This is a genomic window from Streptomyces sp. NPDC029292, assembly GCF_055569295.1.
Map to the genome: position 1 here is coordinate 312484 of NZ_JBVHXR010000007.1, position 17084 is coordinate 329567.

Here is a 17084-nt window from a genome sequence, read left to right on the forward strand (position 1 = left end):
GAACCGCCGCGCTCGAACGCGCGATCGATGAACCGACGTCCTTTTGCTCCATATGTACGCGTTCGGTGAAACCCTAACGGTCCCTTAACGCCCTGCGGGCCCCTCGCCCTCCCCCTGCGACCCCCTCACCCGGCTTACTCTCCGCCCGTGTTCAACGTGACGGGGATCCTCAAGCGGCTGGTGATCGGCCGGGCCATGCGCAGCGAAGAGCTGCAGGAGACGCTGCTGCCCAAGCGGCTCGCCCTCCCGATCTTCGCCTCCGACCCACTCTCGTCGGTGGCGTACGCGACCCAGGAGATCCTGCTCGTCCTCACCCTCGGCGGCCTCGCCTACCTCCACTTCACGCCGTGGGTCGCGGCGGCGGTGGTGGCGCTGATGACGGTCGTGGTGCTGTCGTACCGCCAGGTGGTGCACGCGTACCCGAGCGGCGGCGGCTCGTACGAGGTGGTGTCCACGAACCTCGGCCCCTCGGCCGGTCTGGTCGTCGCCGCCTCGCTCCTCGTCGACTACGTCATGACGGTGGCCGTCTCCGTCGCCTCCGGCGTCGACAACATCATCTCGGCCCTCCCTCAACTCGCCGACCACCGCGTCCTGCTGGCGATCAGCTTCGTCGCGATCCTGACCGCCATGAACCTGCGGGGCGTACGCGAGTCGGGGCGGGCCTTCGCCGCGCCCACGTATCTCTTCATCGGCGGCGTGCTCGTCATGGTGATCACGGGCCTGATCCGGTACGCCCTCGGGGACGCGCCGGTCGCCGAGAGCGCCAAGTACGGCATCACGCCCGACCCCTCGGACGCGCACCTCACAGGCCTGGCCCTGCTGATGCTGGTGCTGCGCGCGTTCTCCTCCGGCTGTACGGCGCTGACCGGGGTGGAGGCGATCTCCAACGGCGTACCGGCGTTCCGCAAGCCCAAGTCGAAGAACGCGGCCTCGACGATGGCGGCGATGGGCATCATCGCGATCGTCATGTTCGTCGGCGTCACCGCGCTGGCGCTGATCACCAAGGTGCGGATCACCGACAACGCGTGCCGGCTGACGGGCCTGGACGGCAACTGCTCCTCGTACACCCAGCGCACCGTCATCGCGCAGATCGCGGCCGCGGTCTTCGGCGGCGAACACAGCGTCGGCTTCTACTTCATCCAGGCCGCGACGGCACTGGTCCTGATCCTGGCCGCGAACACGGCCTTCAACGGCTTCCCTCTCCTGTCGTCGATCCTGGCTCAACACCGCTATCTGCCACGCCAGTTGCACAACCGGGGCGACCGCCTGGCCTTCTCGAACGGCATCCTGGCCCTGGCGATCGTCGCCGGACTGCTGCTGTGGGGCTTCAAGGCGAACGTCACCAGTCTCATCCACCTCTACATCCTGGGCGTGTTCACCTCCTTCACGCTCTCCCAGCTCGGCATGGTCCGGCACTGGAACCGCGAGCTGCGCAGCCGGCCCGACCCGGCGCTGCGGCGGCAGCACGAGGTCGCGCGCGTCATCAACGCGGTCGGCTCGGTCGTCACCGGCCTGGTCCTGGTGATCGTGCTCGCCACCAAGTTCACCCAGGGCGCGTGGCTGGCGGTGCTCGCGGCGATCGTGCTGTGGGTGATGATGCGCGGGATCAGGCGGCACTACGACGCCACGGCGGCGGAGCTGGCGGTGACCGACCCGAAGAGCGAACTCACGCTCCCTTCACGGGTGTTGGGCATCGTCCTGGTATCCACCCTGCACAAGCCGACGCTGCGGGCCCTCGCCTACGCGCGCGCCTTCCGCCCCGACCGGCTGGAGGCCCTGACGGTCTCGGTCGACCGCGACGAGGCGGCCGCGCTGCGCAGACGCTGGGAGGAGTACGGCATCGAAGTCCCGCTGAAGATCATCGACTCCCCGTACCGCGAGGTGACCCGCCCCGTCGTCGAGTACGTCCGCTCCATCCGCCGCGAGAGCCCGCGCGACGTCGTCGCCGTCTTCATCCCCGAGTACGTCGTGGGCCACTGGTGGGAGAACCTCCTGCACAACCAGTCGGCCCTGTGGCTCAAGAGCCGCCTGCTCTTCACCCCCGGCGTCATGGTCACCAGCGTCCCCTGGCAGCTGACCTCCTCGGAACACGCCGACCGCCCGGCGGCCCGGGCGCCCGGCTCGTTCCGGCGCGGGGAGCCGCAGAACCAGAAGCCCCGGGTCGGGTCACGGCGCCAGTGACCGCTCGGCGAAGGGCAGCGACAGCACCATCGTCAGCCCGCCGCCCGGGGTGTCCTCCGGCGTGAGAGTGCCGTCCATCGCCTCGGTCAGGCCCCGGGACAGGGCGAGGCCCAGCCCCAGGCCGGTCGTGTTGTCGGTGTCGCCCAGCCGCTGGAAGGGTTCGAAGAGCCGGTCGCGGTCGGTGGGCGGCAGGCCGGGGCCGCGGTCGACGACACGCAGTCCTCGAACTTCTTGGCCACCACGGGAATCCCGGTTTCCAGCGTCGCCCGGCCCTGCTTCAACTCCGCGCCCGTGGACGCCGAATACCGTGCTCCGCAGCCGCTGAGCCCCGGTGCCGCCGCCTTGAGTCCCGGCGGACCCGAGATCGCATCACTGGCCCATCCCCACGCGGAGGGAATCACCGATCCGATCAGGAGCAGGACCGCCGGTACCACGAACAGCTCCAGCCACCGCGGCCACTCTCGTGGCGCGGGACCAGAAGGCGCAGGATCAGAAGGCGCCGGAGCAGGAGGGGAGTTGCGCCGGAGCAGGAGGAGAGTTGCGCCGGGCGGGTCGAAGGGGGCGCCGTCCTCCGGTGGGCGATCCCGGCGACACGGAGCGGGAACGCCTCGGCAACTCGTCCTCCAACCAGCCCGGTCAGACGCTCACCACGACCCGTCGCGCCTCTCGCCCCACATCTTCCCAAGGCAGCCCGCGCCGACGTCAAGATCGAGGGCAAGGTCGAGGTCGGCGGCGCTGGTGGTGTGGGGTGCGTCGCGTCCGGCGACGCTGTTCCAGGTGCCGGTGGCCGCGAGCCCGGCCAGCGCGAGCAGCAGGGCCAGGGCGACGGCGAGCGAGACCGTGGCCGCGCGCAGGAGACGCAGCCGCGCGGGCAGAGTGACCCAGTAGCGGCGGCGCAGAGCGGCCCACGCGACCACGGCCTCACGCTTCAGGCGTCGCCCCGGACCACCCGGCCGCGACCCCCGTCGTGGCCGCGGGCCGGGCCCGCCCGCGGGCGGGGCGGCCGGTCCGCGCTGCGGCTGTGCGCCGGTTCCGGCCCCCGCATCAGGACTGCGCGTGGTGACGGCCATGGGGGTCCCCCCTGTTCGAGCGAAGCCGAGAACTTGGGGGAGGTCATGAGCCCTCCAACGTCACGCCACGGACGGTCGCCCGTCCCCCGTGCCGCTCAGTCTGCGACCGGTTTCGGCCACGCACGCCGTACCTTGACGCGCCCCTGATGCCTTCTCAGGTGACCTTGACGAGCCTTTGACGCGGGCGGCCCGGGACCCGTAGGAGACCCGCACATTCCGTTCCGCACTGGACAGTTCGGGTGTCCGGCCGGGCTGGATTCCCCCACGGACATCACCGCACGCGGCCACATCCCCAGCTGGAACTGCTCGGTCCTCAACCGCGCCAGCCGCCTGCCGGCCTGGACGGCGGGCTGCCGCCTGGAGCGCGAGTACGTCCACTACGCGGCCGGGGCCCCCGCCGACCGCGGCTCACTCGCCGCACAGGGCCACGTCCGGCGAGACCTCGTCGTGCCGACCCCGCCCCCGACCACCACAATGGGCGGCACGGACAAGCGGAGACGTTCCTCTCAGCGTGCGCGAGACCCTGGGCCTGTGGATCACTGGTTGCATACGCCGGCCCGGTCGTCCGACGTGATGGCCGGAACCCCACGCTTGGCAGCACGTCAGGAGCACGCCGATGGCCACCGTCGACCCCGCCGCTCGCACCAGACGTCTGCGTGCGTGGATGCTGGAGGGCCTGTCCGACATGGCCAAGCACCAGCAGGGGCCCCACGCGCCGCCCGAGCCCACGCACAAGGGGCAGCGGTGGTGGCGGGTGATGTGCCTGACGGGTGTCGACTACTTCTCCACGCTGGGCTATCAGCCGGGCATCGCCGCGCTGGCCGCCGGGCTGCTGTCGCCCGTGGCGACCATCGTGCTCGTCATCGTCACTCTGGCGGGCGCACTGCCGGTGTACCGGCGGGTGGCCGAGGAGAGCCCGCACGGCGAGGGCTCGATCGCGATGCTGGAGCGGCTGCTGTCCTTCTGGCAGGGCAAGCTCTTCGTCCTCACCCTGCTCGGCTTCGCCGCCACCGACTTCCTGATCACCATCACCCTTTCGGCGGCGGACGCCTCCACCCACCTGGTGGAGAACCCGCACCTGACCAGCGTGCTGCACGACAAGCAGATGGTGATCACCCTCACCCTCGTGGCCCTGCTGGGCGCGGTCTTCCTCAAGGGCTTCCTGGAGGCGATCGGCGTCGCGGTCGTCCTGGTGGGGATCTACCTGGGGCTCAATGTGGTGGTCGCGGTCTCGGGGCTCTGGCACGTGCTCACGGAAGAGCACGTGGTCACCGACTGGTCCACGGCCCTGACCGCCGAGCACGGAAACGTTTTCGCCATGATCGGGGTGGCCCTGCTGGTCTTCCCGAAGCTCGCGCTCGGCCTGTCCGGCTTCGAGACCGGCGTGGCGGTCATGCCGCATGTCGAGGGCGAACCCGGCGACACCGAGGAGAAGCCCACGGGCCGTATCCGGGGCACGAAGAAGCTGCTGACCACCGCCGCCGTGATCATGAGCGTGTTCCTGATCGTGACCAGCTTCATCACCACCGTGCTCATCCCGGAGCAGGAGTTCAAGTCGGGCGGCCAGGCCAACGGCCGCGCCCTCGCGTACCTGGCGCACGAGTACCTCGGCAACGCCTTCGGCACGGTCTACGACGTCTCCACCATCGCCATCCTGTGGTTCGCCGGCGCCTCCGCCATGGCCGGACTCCTGAACCTCATGCCCCGCTACCTGCCCCGCTACGGCATGGCCCCGCACTGGGCGCGCGCCGTCCGCCCCATGGTGATCGTCTTCACCCTGGTGGCGTTCCTGGTCACCTGGATCTTCGACGCCGACGTCGACGCGCAGGGCGGCGCGTACGCCACCGGTGTCCTCGTCCTCATCAGCTCCGCCGCCATCGCCGTCACCATCGCCGCGCGCAAGGCCGGGCAGCGCAACTGGACGATCGCCTTCGCCGTCATCTCGGCGGTCTTCCTCTACACGACCGTCGTGAACGTCATCGAGCGCCCCGACGGCGTGAAGATCGGCGCCTGCTTCATCGCCGGCATCATCCTCGTCTCGCTCCTCTCCCGGCTCGCCCGCGCCTTCGAACTGCGGGTCACCAGCGTGGCCCTGGACGACATGGCGGAACGCTTCGTACGCGACATCGCCAGCCGCCGCCTCCGGTTCATCGCCAACGAGCCCGACAACCGCGACATCACCGAGTACCGCGAGAAGATCGAGCAGATCCGCAAGGACAACGACCTCCCGGCCCAGGAGGACTTCGTCTTCCTCGAGGTCACCGTCCTGGACCCCTCGGAGTTCGAGGCGGGCCTGAACGTCCGCGGCGAGGTCCTGCACGGCCGCTACCGCGTCCTGACCCTGGAGTCCTCCTCCATCCCCAACGCCCTGGCCGCCCTCCTCCTGCACGTCCGTGACACCACCGGCAGCACCCCGCACATCTACTTCGAGTGGACCGAGGGCAACCCCTTCGCCAACTTCCTCCGCTTCTTCCTCTTCGGCCAGGGCGAGGTCGCCCCCGTCACCCGCGAGGTCCTCCGCGAGGCGGAACCGGACCGCGCGCGGCGGCCCCGGGTCCACGTGGGCTGAGGACGGGTGCGCGGCGCCTGGCCAGGATGGTTTTTCGCCCCCCCGCCCCTACCCGTCCCGTACCTGGGGGCTGCCGCCCCCAGACCCCCGCTACCGTCAGCCCTCATCCCCAGAACTGCGCTCCCCCACCGTGAACCCGATCACCGAGCCTCCCCCTTCCCGCCGGAAGGCGAACGGTGCACCGCCGTGGGCCGTCGCCACCTCGCGGACGATGGACAGGCCGAGCCCGGAACCGGGCAGGCTGCGGGCATCGGCGGCACGGTAGAAGCGGTCGAAGACGCGGACCAGGTCGCTGTCGGACATACCGGGCCCGCGGTCGAGCACCTTCACCCGGACGACGCCTTCGCGGCCCGTGACCACGATCTCGATCGGCCCCCGGACCTCCCGGTCGAACTTGGCCGCGTTCTCGACCAGATTGGAGATCGCCCGCTGCAGGGCGGTAGGCCGCCCGTCGACGCTCGTGTCACCGCTCGCCCGGACACTGATGTCACGCCCACTGCGCCGCCGCGCGACGATCGCGACGTCGTCGGCGAGCTCGGCGAGGTCGAGCCGCCGCACCGGCTCGGTGTCGGAGCGCCCCGCCGCGAGGGCCACCAACTCGTTGACGAGATCGGTCAGTTCGCGGGACTCCTGGGCCAGGTCGGCGACCAGCTCCTCGCGCGCGGCGGGCGGAAGTTCGTCGATCCGCCGCAGCATCGAGATGTTCGTACGCAGGGACGTCAGCGGCGTACGCAGTTCATGGCCCGCGTCCTGGACCAGGCGCCGCTGGTCCTCCTCGGACCGGGCGAGACGGCCGAGCATCCGATCGAAGGAGCGCCCGAGCCGGGCCACCTCGTCGTACCCGGTGACCGGCACCTGAATGCCGAGCCGCCCGGTCCGCGCCACGTCCTCCGCGGCCCCCGCGAGCCGCACGAGCCGCCGGGTTATCCGCCGCGCCAGCCACCACCCGAACAGCCCCGAGGCGATCACGACGGCCCCGACGAGCACCACGGTCCGCTGCTGGAGCTCGTTCAGCAGATCCTCCGTGTCGCTGAACTGCTGAGCGACCTGCACCGCGCCCCGCCCGCCGCCGAGGGAGACGGTCGCCACCCGGTAGCGGTCGCCGCCGACATCGACCTCCTTGTGCTCCTCCACCTTGCCCGCCGTCCCGTCGTCGGCGATCGCCCGGTCGTGGCTGTCGACGGGCAGCTGCGGCCTGCCGCGGTCGGCGATCGCGCCGCCGGGCCCGAGCACCTGTACGTCCGTACGGCTGGGCCGGATGATGTCGTCGAGCGGCCCGTCGTGATCGGGGTCGGTCGACGAGAAGTCGCCCGGGTCCAGCGGCTTCTCCATCACCTGGCCGCGCAGGTCCCGCACGACCTCGGCGAACACGGTCTGCTGGTCCACCCGCACGAGCCGGGCGGCGGCGTCGTAGCTCAGGAAGCCGACGAGCACGGTGACGGCGGCGGCCACGGCCGCGAAGGACAGGGTGAAGGTGGCCCGCAGAGAGGACATCCGCCGGAAGCGGAGCCCGGTGAGCCGTGCGTGGGGCACTCAGTCCTCCCTCAGGACATACCCCACGCCCCGTACCGTGTGGATCAGTGCCGGGGCCCCCGGCTGGTCGAGCTTGCGTCGCAGATAGCCAACGTACACGGCGAGGTTCTTGGAGCCCGGGCCGAAGTCGTAGCCCCAGATCCGGTCGTAGATCGTGGCGTGGTCGAGGACGATGCCGGCATTGCGGACGAGCAGCTCGAGGAGCTCGAACTCGGTCCGCGTCAGCTCCAGCTCACGCTGCTCGCGCCAGGCGCGCCGCGCCTGGATGTCCATGCGCAGCCCGGCCGCGGCGATCTGCCCCGCCCCCTGGACCTCCTTCGACGCCGATACCGACCCCGATATGTCCCCGAAGGCACCGCTCGCGTTCCCGTCCCCCGTGCGGCGCAGCAGGGCCCGCAGCCGGGCGAAGACCTCCTCCACGTCGAAGGGCTTGACCACGTAGTCGTCGGCGCCCGCGTCCAGACCCGCGATACGGTCGGCGGTCTCGACGAGCGCGGTGAGCATCAGGATGGGCGTACGGTCCCCCTCCGCGCGCAGCACGCGGCACACCTGGAGGCCGTCGATACCGGGCATCATCACGTCGAGGACGAGCACGTCCGGCGGCGTGCGGTGGGCCTGGGCGAGCGCCTCCACCCCGTCGGCGACGGCCGTCACCTCATAGCCCTCCAGCGTCAGCGCCCTCTCCAGGGCATGACGGATGGCACGGTCGTCCTCGGCGAGCAGCAGATTCTGGGGCACCCCACCAGTCTGCCAAGCCCCCGGCCACACACCACCTGATGAACGGGGGTCCGCCAGGCTTCTTACCGGCCTCTCACCCGCTCCCGCCCTTCAGCCCCGGCCGGCACCATCCAGCCCGTCCGGCGTTTGCGGACGAGCACGTCAGCGCAATACGGGGGTCTGGGGGCGGAGCCCTCAGGGACGGGAAGGGCAGGGGCGGCGGGGGCGAAAACCCAATACCCAAGCCACCGCACGCCCCCTACGCCCCGCCCCTCCACATCCCCCGATGCCCCTACGGCCGCAATGCCGCGAGCTGCTGCTCGAAGGGGACCACTTGGAAGTCACCGACCGCGTGGGCCTCGGCCTCCATGGCGGCCTCCACGGCAGCCCCCCGCACGGCCCTCCCGGCGGACAGCCCCACCATCAGCCCCACCAGCTCCCCCGCACCCCTGTCGATCCGGTCGGCCAGCCCCTCCGCCCCCCAGTCCTCGGAGGCGGCGTACACGGCGGTCGGCACGACGACGGCCCGCAGATAGGCGAAGAGGGGCCGCAACGCGTGCTCCAGGACGAGCGAGTGCCGAGCCGTGCCACCGGTCGCGCCGACCAGCACCGGCTTCCCGGCGAGCGCGTCCTTGTCGCTGACGCTCAGCACGTCGAAGAAGGACTTGAAGAGCCCGCTGTAGGAGGCCGAGAAGACCGGCGTGACGACGATCAGCCCGTCCGCAGACGTCACCGCGTCGATCGCGGCGGACAGCGCCCCGCCGGGGAACCCGTTCGTGAAGTTGTGGGCGATCTCGACGGCGAGGTCGCGCAGCTCCACGACCTGGATCTCCACCGGGGCCCGGTCGGCCGTGGCGGCGGCCAGCCGGTCGGCGAGGAGCCGTGTGGACGACGGGACACTCAGCCCCGCCGAGACGACGACGACCTTCATGCGACGGTCACCCCTTCCGAAGCGGTGGCGAGCAGCGACTGGTGGGTGGGCGCGTCCGGCACGCCGGCCGGGCGGCCCTTGGCGAACTCCTCGCGCAGGACGGGTACGACCTCCTCGCCCAGCAACTCGATCTGCTCGAGGACGGTCTTCAGCGGCAGCCCCGCGTGGTCCACCAGGAACAACTGCCGCTGGTAGTCACCGGCGTACTCCCGGAAGGACAGCGTCTTCTCGATCACCTGCTGCGGCGAGCCGACGGTCAGCGGAGTCTGGTCGGTGAAGTCCTCCAGCGACGGTCCGTGCCCGTACACCGGCGCGTTGTCGAAGTACGGCCGGAACTCCCGCACCGCCTCCTGCGAGTTACGCCGCATGAACACCTGCCCACCCAGCCCGACGATCGCCTGCTCGGCGGTGCCGTGCCCGTAGTGCGCGTACCGCTCCCGGTAGAGCTCGACCATCCGCTTGGTGTGGTCGGCGGGCCAGAAGATGTTGTTGTGGAAGAAGCCGTCGCCGTAGTAGGCGGCCTGCTCGGCTATCTCGGGCGAACGGATCGAGCCGTGCCAGACGAACGGCGGTACGCCGTCCAGCGGCCGCGGCGTCGAGGTGAACGACTGCAGCGGCGTACGGAACTTCCCCTCCCAGGTCACGACGTCCTCGCGCCACAGCCGGTGCAGCAGCGCGTAGTTCTCGATGGCGAGGTTGATGCCCTGCCGGATGTCCTGCCCGAACCAGGGGTAGACCGGGCCGGTGTTGCCGCGCCCCATCATCAGATCGACCCGGCCGTCCGCCAGATGCTGGAGCATCGCGAAGTCCTCGGCGATCTTCACCGGGTCGTTGGTGGTGATGAGGGTGGTGGAGGTGGAGAGGATGAGCTTCTCGGTGCGCGCGGCGACGTAGCCGAGCATGGTGGTCGGCGACGACGGCACGAACGGCGGGTTGTGGTGCTCGCCGGTCGCGAAGACGTCCAGGCCGACCTCCTCGGCCTTCTGGGCGATGGCGACCATGGCCTTGATGCGCTCGTGCTCACTCGGCGCCCGGCCTGTGGTCGGGTCCGCTGTGACATCGCCGACGCTGAAGATCCCGAACTGCATGGTCGCCTCATCCTCCAGGTTGTTTACGATTCAACTATACCCTCAAACGACACCCCCCCACCGGGCTATTCCCCGACCACCCCCGACCGCCCCGCCTGTGGCCGACCACCCCCGCCCGCCCCCGACTGTCAGACCCTGGTCCTACGATCCCGTCATGGCCGCCCCACGCCGTGACACCCGAGGCATCGTCGACGCGTCGGAACTCTTCTCGCGCGTACGTTTCCGGCGCCATGAACCCGCCGAGCCGCTGCGCTCCTACCTGGAGCACTACTGGCTGATCGACTGGGACCTGCCCCAGCCGTACGCCTCCCACGTGGTCCCGCACCCGTCGGTGAACGTCGTCTTCCAGAGCTACACCGGCCACAGACCCTTCGGCGAGGTGGCGGGCATCGGGCTCGAACTGTTCACGCAGAAGCTGGAGGGGCGAGGCCGGGTGTGCGGAATCCAGTTCCGGCCGGGCGGCTTCCGCCCCTTCGCTCCCGCTCACGCGGTGACGGAGTGGACCGGCCGGCGGGTGGCGCTGCCCGAGGTCTTCCCGGAGACCGACCCCGCGGCGGTCCTCACCCCGGACGACGAGCACGCGCGCGTGGCCGCGCTCGACGCGTTCCTGCTGAGCCTCGCACCGGCACCCGACCCGGAGGCCGACCTCGCGATGACCCTCGTCGACCGCATCCGCGGCGACCGCACGATCCGTCACGTCGGCGACTTCGCCCGCGCCGAGGGCATGACGGTACGCGCCCTGCAACGCCTCTTCGCCGCGTACGTCGGCGTCGGCCCGAAGTGGATCATCCTGAGGTATCGCATCCACGAGGCCCTGGAGCACGCGGAGGCCCCCACCCCGGTCGACTGGGCCGGCCTGGCCGCCGACCTCGGCTATGCCGACCAGGCCCACCTGGTACGGGACTTCACGGCGACGGTGGGGGTTCCGCCTACGGCCTACGCGAGCGGGGTGCGCTGAGGCCAGGCGGTTCTTCGCCCCCGTCCGCCCCTACCCTCCCCGCACCCGGGGCTCCGCGCCCAGGCCCCCGCATCGGCCTGAACGGCCTCGTCCTCAAACGCCGGACGGGCTGGAAGATCTCACCGTCTCCGGCGTTTGCGAATAACCCCTTGACCGCCCCATCCCCCATCCGGCACATTTACCTGCGTGACGCAGACACTGCACGACACAAAAGAAAAACCCCCACGGCCACCCACCCCCACGTCCACCCCCACCCGCTGGGCAATCCTCGGAATCGTCCTCGCCGCCGACGTCCTCGACCTCCTCGACGCCACGATCACGAACATCGCCGCCCCGACCATCACCCAGGACCTCGGCGGCGGCGCGAGCCTCGTCCAGTGGCTCGGCGCCTCCTACGCCCTCGCCCTCGGCGTGCTGCTCGTCCTCGGCGGGCGGCTCGGCGACAAGTACGGCCGCCGCCGCCTCTTCCTCGCCGGCCTCGCCGGGTTCACCGCGGCCTCGGTCGCCTGCGGCCTCGCGGTGAACCCGGAGACACTCGTCGCCGCCCGCCTGGCCCAGGGCGCCTTCGGCGCACTCGTCATCCCGCAGGGCTTCGGCATCCTCGGCGCCACCTGGCCCCGGGACCAGATCGGCAAGGCCTACAGCCTCTTCGGCCCCGTGATGGGGCTCTCGGCCGTCGGCGGCCCGATCCTCGCCGGGTTCCTCATCGACACGGACCTCGCAGGCCTCGGCTGGCGCCCGATGTTCCTCATCAACCTCGTCCTCGGCGGTGCGGCCCTGCTCGCCGCCGCCCGCCTGCTCCCCCGCGACACCGGCGACCGCACGGTCACCGTCGACGGCCCCGGCTCCACCCTCCTCGGCGCCGCCATGCTCGGCCTGCTCTCCGGCCTCATCGAGGGCTCGGCGCACGGCTGGACCGCGACCCCGGCAGCCCTCCTGCTCGCCGGACTCACCCTCTTCGCCCTCTTCTGCCACCGCCAGCGCACCGCCGCCAACCCCCTGATCCAGCCCTCCCTCCTGCACAACCGGGGCTTCACCTCCGGACTCGTCCTCGGCGTCGTCTTCTTCGCCGCCGTCGCCGGTCTCCTCTACGTCGTCTCGCTCTTCCTGCAGCAGGGCCTCGGCCGCTCCCCCGCGGGCGCCGCCCTCGGCCTCATGCCGCTGTCCGCGGGCATCGTCATCGCGTCCATCGCCTGCTACCGCCTGATCGGAGGCCTGGGCCGCAGGCTCGTCCTCATCGGTCTGCTGATCACCCTCACCGGGACCGGCTACCTGCTCGCCCTCACGTCCACCTCCGGCACGGACACCGGCAGTTGGGCCCTGGTCCCGCCCCTGCTGATCGTCGGACTCGGCATGGGCACCTGCTTCGGCTCGATGTACGACGTCACCATCGGCGACATCGCCCCCGACGAGGCGGGCAGCGCCGGCGGCTCCCTCGGCGCGGTCCAGCAGCTCGCGAACGCGATCGGGGCCGCCGCCGTCACCACCGTCTACTTCAAGACCGGCGGCGGCGAGGCCCACGCCACCACCGTGAGCCTCACCGCCGTCGCCGCCGTCACCCTCCTGTGCGCTCCCCTCGTACGACTCCTGCCGCACAAGGCACAGGAGCAGCACCACTGAGCACGCACACGAACACTCACAGCACCTCAGGGAAGGAGAACGACCCGCCCCCGCACCCCACCCTCTGCCAGCCGGGCGTGCGCCTTGGCCGCCTCGTCCAGCGCGTACGTCTCGGCGACCCGCGGCGTCAGCGCGCCCTCGTCGACGAGCGCCGCCAGCTCCGCGAGCCGCGCCCCGTCGGCTGCGACCTCCACCGAGTCGGTCCGCACCCCCCGCACGGACGCCGGATGGGCCCCCGGAATCACCCCCACGAAGGCACCGCCGTCCCGCACCCACTCCAACGCCGCCTCACCGAGGAGCGCCGCGTCCAGGACCCCGTCCACGCTCCCCGCCGCCACGGCACCCGACACGAACCGGGCCGCCCCCAGCGACCGTACGAGCTCCTCGTCGGCCTCCCGGGCAAGGGCGGTCACCGACAGGCCACGGTGGACGGCGAGCTGCACGGCGTAACCACCGACCGCGCCCGCCGCACCCGTGACCAGCAGACTCTGCCCCGGCTCCAGGGCCAGCAGGTCCAGGGCCTGGGACGCCGCGAGGGCGTTCAGGGGCACGGTCGCCGCCCGCACCGCGTCGACCGAGGCGGGCGCCTTGGCCACGGCATCCGCGTCCACCACCACGTAATCGGCGTGCGTACCAAGGGACTTGGCGGTGCCGTAGGCCAGCGCCACCACCTCGTCACCGACCCTCCAGCCCGTGGCCACGCCCGTCGCATCGACGGTCCCGGCCACATCCCACCCCAGCCCCAGCCGCTTGCCCGCACCCCCGAAGCCGCCCGCGCGCACCCCCGCGTCGACCGGATTGAGCGCGGCGGCCGCGACCTTGATCCGCACCTGCCGGGCACCCGGCTCCGGCACCTCGACCTCGACGATCTCCACGGCTTCCGGACCACCAAAAGCCGTCACAACCGCTGCACGCATGTCAACTCTCCCCATTTACAGGCCATTTGCACAGGTATCTTCTCCGTTGCAACAACCCTAGGAAGAGTTACTCTCTTTCGGTAAGTAGGCACCTGAAGGTGCGTACGTCACCCGGAGGTGAGCCATGGCGACCACGACCGCGGCCCAGCGGCGCGAGCAGGCACGCGTCGAGTACGACGCGTTCATCAAGAGCTGCCCCACCAACCAGCTCCTCGACCGCATCAGCGACAAGTGGGTCAGCCTGGTCGTCAGCGCGCTCGCCGACGCCGACGGATCGTCGATGCGCTACAGCGACCTCGGCCGCAAGATCGCGGGCGTCAGCCCCAAAATGCTGACGCAGACGCTGCGTTCACTGGAACGCGACGGCCTCGTCGCCCGAACCGTCACCCCGTCCGTGCCCGTCCGCGTCGACTACGAGCTGACCCCCCTCGGCACCAGCCTCAGCTGCCTGCTCTCCGCCGTGAAGGACTGGGCGGAGCTGCACATCGAAGAGGTCAACGAGGCACGGGAGAGCTACGACGCGTCGTCCTGAAGGCCCCCGCCCCGCAGCCGCGCGATCTGCTCCGCGCTGAAGTCGACGGTGCGCCGCATGTGCCCGATGATCAGGGCGAGTTCGTCATCCTCGAGCCCATCGAAGAGTTGGTACCAACCGCCGCCCAACCGGTCCCACATCCGCCCGAACTCAACAACCTTCTCCGGCACGATCGCCACGAGCACCCGCCGCCGGTCCACCGCGTCCCGCTCCCGCACGACATAGCCCGCCTTCTCGAGCCGGTCCACCAGCCGAGTCGCCGAGCCCGTCGTCAGCCCGGTCAGCTCCGCGATCCGCCCCGTCGTCACGGGCTCGTCCTCCAGGCTGAGCAGATTCACACACTGCAGATCCGTGGGATGCAGCCCCACATAATCAGCGACGGCCTGATTGAAGAGCGCGTACGACGCCATATAACGCCGCGACACCGTGGACAACTCCTCGAGCAACCGCTCCCGCCCGTTCCCCGACATGCCCACACCCTTCATCTGCGCCAAGCAGAAATCGTACGACGCAGCCACCGCCGCAACCCCCAGCACACCCGCACAGAAAGGACCGCACCGGGGCTGACACCCAAGCCCCCACGCCCCGCACCCTCCAACACACGTAAAGGCCCGTACCGGGGCTGACACCCAATCCCCCACGCCCCCGCAGCCGCCAGACCACGGAAGGGGCCGTGCCGGTACATCAAATGCCCGCAGCCGAACGGATCAAGAAGAGACAGCACCCTGCTCACCCACAGCCGATCCGTTCGGATGCGGGCGGATGTACCGGCGCGGCCCCGACCCACCACCCGGCGACAGGCGACCCGCCACCGACCCGCGGGCGCCCCCCGCCCAAAGCGCCCCGCTAGAACACGTACGAGTCTCCGGTGTCCAACGCCAACACCCGCTGCCGATCATTCGCAGGATTACGGTCCACCGCACCACCGCCCCACACCGTGTCGATCTCCATCGTCACCTCGGACGGCGCCCCCAGCAGCCGTACCTCCAGCTTGATCTCCTCCCCCAGGTCACCCGCCCCCAGCGCCCCCGTCCGGCACACCACCGCCTGCTCACCCGACCTCGCACAGCCCCCCGGCAGGCTCTGCCGGTCCTCGATCGGGGCCGACCAGCGCAGCCGGACCGTCGCGTCGACGACGGCGTTCGGGCCGTGGTTCTGCGGGGTCAGCACAACACGGACGCTCCCGGCCGCCATGGACACGTACCCGTGATAGGCGAGATCGGCCTCGGGCCCAAGAGCAACCGCAGGCGACACCGCACTCACGCCCAACACCACCCCCGCACCCAAGACACCCACCGCGCCCCTCGCACCCCTCACCCAAAGAATCCCCATGCCGTCACACCCTCCACTCAGCCAGCCGGGGCCAACCACCCAGGTCACCGCATACATCCCACCCCCGCGCCCCAGACAGGCGCCGTCCATCAGGTGACGGAACGCCGCGTGGAAAGCTGACCCCATGCTGATCGTCCGCTCCGCCGGCCTCTTCGTCCTCGCCGCGCTCTTCGAGATCGGCGGCGCCTGGCTGGTCTGGCAGGGCGTACGCGAGCACCGCGGCTGGCTCTGGATCGGCGCGGGCGTCATGGCGCTCGGCGTGTACGGCTTCGTGGCGACCCTCCAGCCGGACGCCGAGTTCGGCCGCATCCTCGCCGCGTACGGCGGCATCTTCGTCGCCGGATCGATCGCCTGGGGCATGGTCGCGGACGGCTACCGCCCAGACCGCTGGGACGTCACGGGCGCGCTGATCTGCCTGGCCGGAATGGCCGTAATCATGTACGCGCCACGCGGCAACTGACCGCACCCACCGAAACCCGGACAGCTGGACGCCAACACCCGCCACCTGCCTATCCTGGCGAGGATTGCCGTACACACGCCCGAGCCCACCCGGGCCCCGCCCGAGACCACGGGGCCCCACCCGAGGAGCACACATGACCGCGCCGGCCGCGCCCTCCGCCCCCTCCCGCATCGCCGTCGTCACCGGCGCGAGCAGCGGCATCGGCGCGGCGACGGCCCGGCAGCTCGCCGCAGCCGGCTACCGCGTCGTACTCACCGCCCGCCGCAAGGACCGCATCGAGGCGCTGGCGGAGGAGATCAACGCGGCGGGCCACCAGGCGACGGCGTACGCGCTGGACGTCACGGACCGCACCGCGGTCGACGAGTTCGCGTCAGCCTTCAAGACGATCGGCGTCCTGGTCAACAACGCGGGCGGCGCACTGGGCGCCGACTCGATCGCGACCGGCGACCCCGCCGACTGGCGCCAGATGTACGAGACGAACGTCATCGGCACCCTGAACGTCACCCAGGCCCTCCTCCCCGCCCTCACCGCGAGCGGCGACGGAACGGTCGTCGTGCTCTCCTCCACCGCGGGCCACGGCACGTACGAGGGCGGCGGTGGCTACGTCGCCGCCAAGCACGCCGAGCACGTCCTCGCCGAGACCCTGCGCCTGGAGATCGTCGGCACGCCCGTCCGCGTCATCGAGATCGCGCCCGGCATGGTCAAGACCGACGAGTTCGCGCTGACCCGCTTCGGCGGCGACACGGACAAGGCGGCGAAGGTCTACGCGGGCGTGACGGCCCCCCTGACCGCCGACGACGTGGCCGACACCATCACCTGGGCGATCACCCGCCCCAGCCACGTCAACATCGACCTCCTCGTCGTCCGCCCCCGCGCGCAGGCGTCGAACACGAAGGTCCACAGGGAGTCGTGATGACGGAGCGGGCGCCCGAACAGGACCCGAACTCGGCACCGAACCCGGCACCGACACCAGCACCAACTTCGGCACCGGCAGCCGATGGCGAGAAGCAGCGCCTGGCCCTGGAGAAGAAGCGCGAGCGCTTCGTCTGGTACTACCTGGCCTACTTCCTCTTCGGCATCCACATCGTGGCGTTCGTGATGATCTACGCGGTGATGCACGCGAAGTGATCGCGAACGGCGTACGTCGGACGTAGTGCCGACGTACGCTCCCGCGAT

General features: G+C 70.9%; 16 protein-coding genes and 1 pseudogene. 8 read left to right on the forward strand and 9 right to left on the reverse strand.

Annotated elements, in window-relative coordinates:
* Positions 1 to 195 precede the first annotated feature (195 nt).
* Positions 196 to 2181: an APC family permease gene (locus ACZ4WS_RS18515; RefSeq protein WP_467981697.1), complete on the forward strand. Its 1986-nt coding sequence runs from the start codon at positions 196 to 198 to the stop codon at positions 2179 to 2181.
* Here the strand turns inward: ACZ4WS_RS18515 and ACZ4WS_RS18520 are convergent.
* A pseudogene (locus tag ACZ4WS_RS18520) lies at positions 2167 to 2400 on the reverse strand (sensor histidine kinase); the annotation flags it as partial. The gene ACZ4WS_RS18515 and the pseudogene ACZ4WS_RS18520 sit on opposite strands and share 15 nt — an antisense overlap.
* Positions 2401 to 2825: 425 nt before the next feature.
* Complete coding sequence (locus ACZ4WS_RS18525; protein WP_467981588.1) at positions 2826 to 3098, reverse strand: hypothetical protein; 273 nt, start codon at positions 3096 to 3098, stop codon at positions 2826 to 2828.
* A gap of 769 nt (positions 3099 to 3867) precedes the next feature.
* Between ACZ4WS_RS18525 and ACZ4WS_RS18530 the strand changes: the two genes are divergently transcribed.
* Positions 3868 to 5820 carry an APC family permease gene (locus ACZ4WS_RS18530; RefSeq protein WP_467981590.1) on the forward strand — a complete coding sequence of 651 codons (1953 nt, stop codon included), beginning with the start codon at positions 3868 to 3870 and terminating at the stop codon, positions 5818 to 5820.
* A gap of 96 nt (positions 5821 to 5916) precedes the next feature.
* On the opposite strand, the gene ACZ4WS_RS18535 is transcribed toward ACZ4WS_RS18530, so the two are convergent.
* The 4 genes from ACZ4WS_RS18535 to ACZ4WS_RS18550 form a co-directional block, all read right to left on the reverse strand.
* Positions 5917 to 7314 carry a sensor histidine kinase gene (locus tag ACZ4WS_RS18535; protein WP_467981699.1) on the reverse strand — a complete coding sequence of 466 codons (1398 nt, stop codon included), beginning with the start codon at positions 7312 to 7314 and terminating at the stop codon, positions 5917 to 5919.
* Positions 7315 to 7353: 39 nt separating this feature from the next.
* Positions 7354 to 8079 (reverse strand): response regulator transcription factor, encoded by a 726-nt coding sequence (locus ACZ4WS_RS18540; RefSeq protein ID WP_467981701.1) that lies wholly within the window; start codon positions 8077 to 8079, stop codon positions 7354 to 7356.
* A 283-nt stretch (positions 8080 to 8362) separates the two neighbouring features.
* On the reverse strand, positions 8363 to 9001 hold the full coding sequence (locus ACZ4WS_RS18545; RefSeq protein WP_467981592.1) for an FMN reductase: 639 nt from the start codon (positions 8999 to 9001) through the stop codon (positions 8363 to 8365).
* Complete coding sequence (locus ACZ4WS_RS18550; protein WP_467981594.1) at positions 8998 to 10089, reverse strand: LLM class flavin-dependent oxidoreductase; 1092 nt, start codon at positions 10087 to 10089, stop codon at positions 8998 to 9000. Before ACZ4WS_RS18550 ends, ACZ4WS_RS18545 begins: the two co-directional genes overlap by 4 nt.
* 154 nt (positions 10090 to 10243) lie before the next feature.
* Between ACZ4WS_RS18550 and ACZ4WS_RS18555 the strand changes: the two genes are divergently transcribed.
* Positions 10244 to 11047 (forward strand): DUF6597 domain-containing transcriptional factor, encoded by an 804-nt coding sequence (locus ACZ4WS_RS18555; RefSeq protein ID WP_467981596.1) that lies wholly within the window; start codon positions 10244 to 10246, stop codon positions 11045 to 11047.
* A gap of 186 nt (positions 11048 to 11233) precedes the next feature.
* Complete coding sequence (locus tag ACZ4WS_RS18560; RefSeq protein WP_467981598.1) at positions 11234 to 12667, forward strand: MFS transporter; 1434 nt, start codon at positions 11234 to 11236, stop codon at positions 12665 to 12667.
* 26 nt (positions 12668 to 12693) lie between these two features.
* Here the strand turns inward: ACZ4WS_RS18560 and ACZ4WS_RS18565 are convergent, their stop codons facing one another.
* Positions 12694 to 13584: an NADP-dependent oxidoreductase gene (locus ACZ4WS_RS18565; protein WP_467981600.1), complete on the reverse strand. Its 891-nt coding sequence runs from the start codon at positions 13582 to 13584 to the stop codon at positions 12694 to 12696.
* A gap of 124 nt (positions 13585 to 13708) precedes the next feature.
* On the opposite strand from ACZ4WS_RS18565, the gene ACZ4WS_RS18570 reads away from it, so the two are divergent.
* Positions 13709 to 14116 (forward strand): winged helix-turn-helix transcriptional regulator, encoded by a 408-nt coding sequence (locus tag ACZ4WS_RS18570; protein ID WP_467981602.1) that lies wholly within the window; start codon positions 13709 to 13711, stop codon positions 14114 to 14116.
* On the opposite strand, the gene ACZ4WS_RS18575 is transcribed toward ACZ4WS_RS18570, so the two are convergent.
* Together ACZ4WS_RS18575 and ACZ4WS_RS18580 are read right to left on the reverse strand one after the other, a co-directional pair.
* On the reverse strand, positions 14098 to 14586 hold the full coding sequence (locus tag ACZ4WS_RS18575) for a MarR family winged helix-turn-helix transcriptional regulator (RefSeq protein ID WP_467981703.1): 489 nt from the start codon (positions 14584 to 14586) through the stop codon (positions 14098 to 14100). The genes ACZ4WS_RS18570 and ACZ4WS_RS18575 overlap by 19 nt on opposite strands.
* A gap of 376 nt (positions 14587 to 14962) precedes the next feature.
* On the reverse strand, positions 14963 to 15448 hold the full coding sequence (locus ACZ4WS_RS18580; RefSeq protein WP_467981604.1) for a hypothetical protein: 486 nt from the start codon (positions 15446 to 15448) through the stop codon (positions 14963 to 14965).
* A 124-nt stretch (positions 15449 to 15572) separates the two neighbouring features.
* On the opposite strand from ACZ4WS_RS18580, the gene ACZ4WS_RS18585 reads away from it, so the two are divergent.
* The 3 genes from ACZ4WS_RS18585 to ACZ4WS_RS18595 all read left to right on the forward strand — a co-directional run bounded on the left by ACZ4WS_RS18585 (position 15573) and on the right by ACZ4WS_RS18595 (position 17036).
* Positions 15573 to 15908: a YnfA family protein gene (locus tag ACZ4WS_RS18585; protein ID WP_467981606.1), complete on the forward strand. Its 336-nt coding sequence runs from the start codon at positions 15573 to 15575 to the stop codon at positions 15906 to 15908.
* A 133-nt stretch (positions 15909 to 16041) separates the two neighbouring features.
* Complete coding sequence (locus ACZ4WS_RS18590; protein ID WP_467981607.1) at positions 16042 to 16821, forward strand: SDR family NAD(P)-dependent oxidoreductase; 780 nt, start codon at positions 16042 to 16044, stop codon at positions 16819 to 16821.
* On the forward strand, positions 16821 to 17036 hold the full coding sequence (locus tag ACZ4WS_RS18595) for a hypothetical protein (protein ID WP_467981609.1): 216 nt from the start codon (positions 16821 to 16823) through the stop codon (positions 17034 to 17036). The genes ACZ4WS_RS18590 and ACZ4WS_RS18595 overlap by 1 nt, the downstream gene beginning before the upstream one ends.
* The last annotated feature ends 48 nt before the right edge of the window (positions 17037 to 17084 follow it).

Excerpts from the sequence above, each read along its gene's own strand:
- ACZ4WS_RS18515 (WP_467981697.1), top strand. The coding sequence starts at position 196 with ATGCGCAGCGAAGAGCTGCAGGAGACGCTGCTGCCCAAGCGGCTCGCC.
- ACZ4WS_RS18595 (WP_467981609.1), top strand. The coding sequence starts at position 16,821 with ATGACGGAGCGGGCGCCCGAACAGGACCCGAACTCGGCACCGAACCCG.
- ACZ4WS_RS18545 (WP_467981592.1), bottom strand. The coding sequence starts at position 9,001 with ATGAAGGTCGTCGTCGTCTCGGCGGGGCTGAGTGTCCCGTCGTCCACA.
- ACZ4WS_RS18565 (WP_467981600.1), bottom strand. The coding sequence starts at position 13,584 with ATGCGTGCAGCGGTTGTGACGGCTTTTGGTGGTCCGGAAGCCGTGGAG.
- ACZ4WS_RS18585 (WP_467981606.1), top strand. The coding sequence starts at position 15,573 with ATGCTGATCGTCCGCTCCGCCGGCCTCTTCGTCCTCGCCGCGCTCTTC.
- ACZ4WS_RS18570 (WP_467981602.1), top strand. The coding sequence starts at position 13,709 with ATGGCGACCACGACCGCGGCCCAGCGGCGCGAGCAGGCACGCGTCGAG.
- ACZ4WS_RS18555 (WP_467981596.1), top strand. The coding sequence starts at position 10,244 with ATGGCCGCCCCACGCCGTGACACCCGAGGCATCGTCGACGCGTCGGAA.
- ACZ4WS_RS18575 (WP_467981703.1), bottom strand. The coding sequence starts at position 14,586 with ATGTCGGGGAACGGGCGGGAGCGGTTGCTCGAGGAGTTGTCCACGGTG.
- ACZ4WS_RS18590 (WP_467981607.1), top strand. The coding sequence starts at position 16,042 with ATGACCGCGCCGGCCGCGCCCTCCGCCCCCTCCCGCATCGCCGTCGTC.
- ACZ4WS_RS18530 (WP_467981590.1), top strand. The coding sequence starts at position 3,868 with ATGGCCACCGTCGACCCCGCCGCTCGCACCAGACGTCTGCGTGCGTGG.
- ACZ4WS_RS18535 (WP_467981699.1), bottom strand. The coding sequence starts at position 7,314 with ATGTCCTCTCTGCGGGCCACCTTCACCCTGTCCTTCGCGGCCGTGGCC.
- ACZ4WS_RS18580 (WP_467981604.1), bottom strand. The coding sequence starts at position 15,448 with ATGGGGATTCTTTGGGTGAGGGGTGCGAGGGGCGCGGTGGGTGTCTTG.
- ACZ4WS_RS18550 (WP_467981594.1), bottom strand. The coding sequence starts at position 10,089 with ATGCAGTTCGGGATCTTCAGCGTCGGCGATGTCACAGCGGACCCGACC.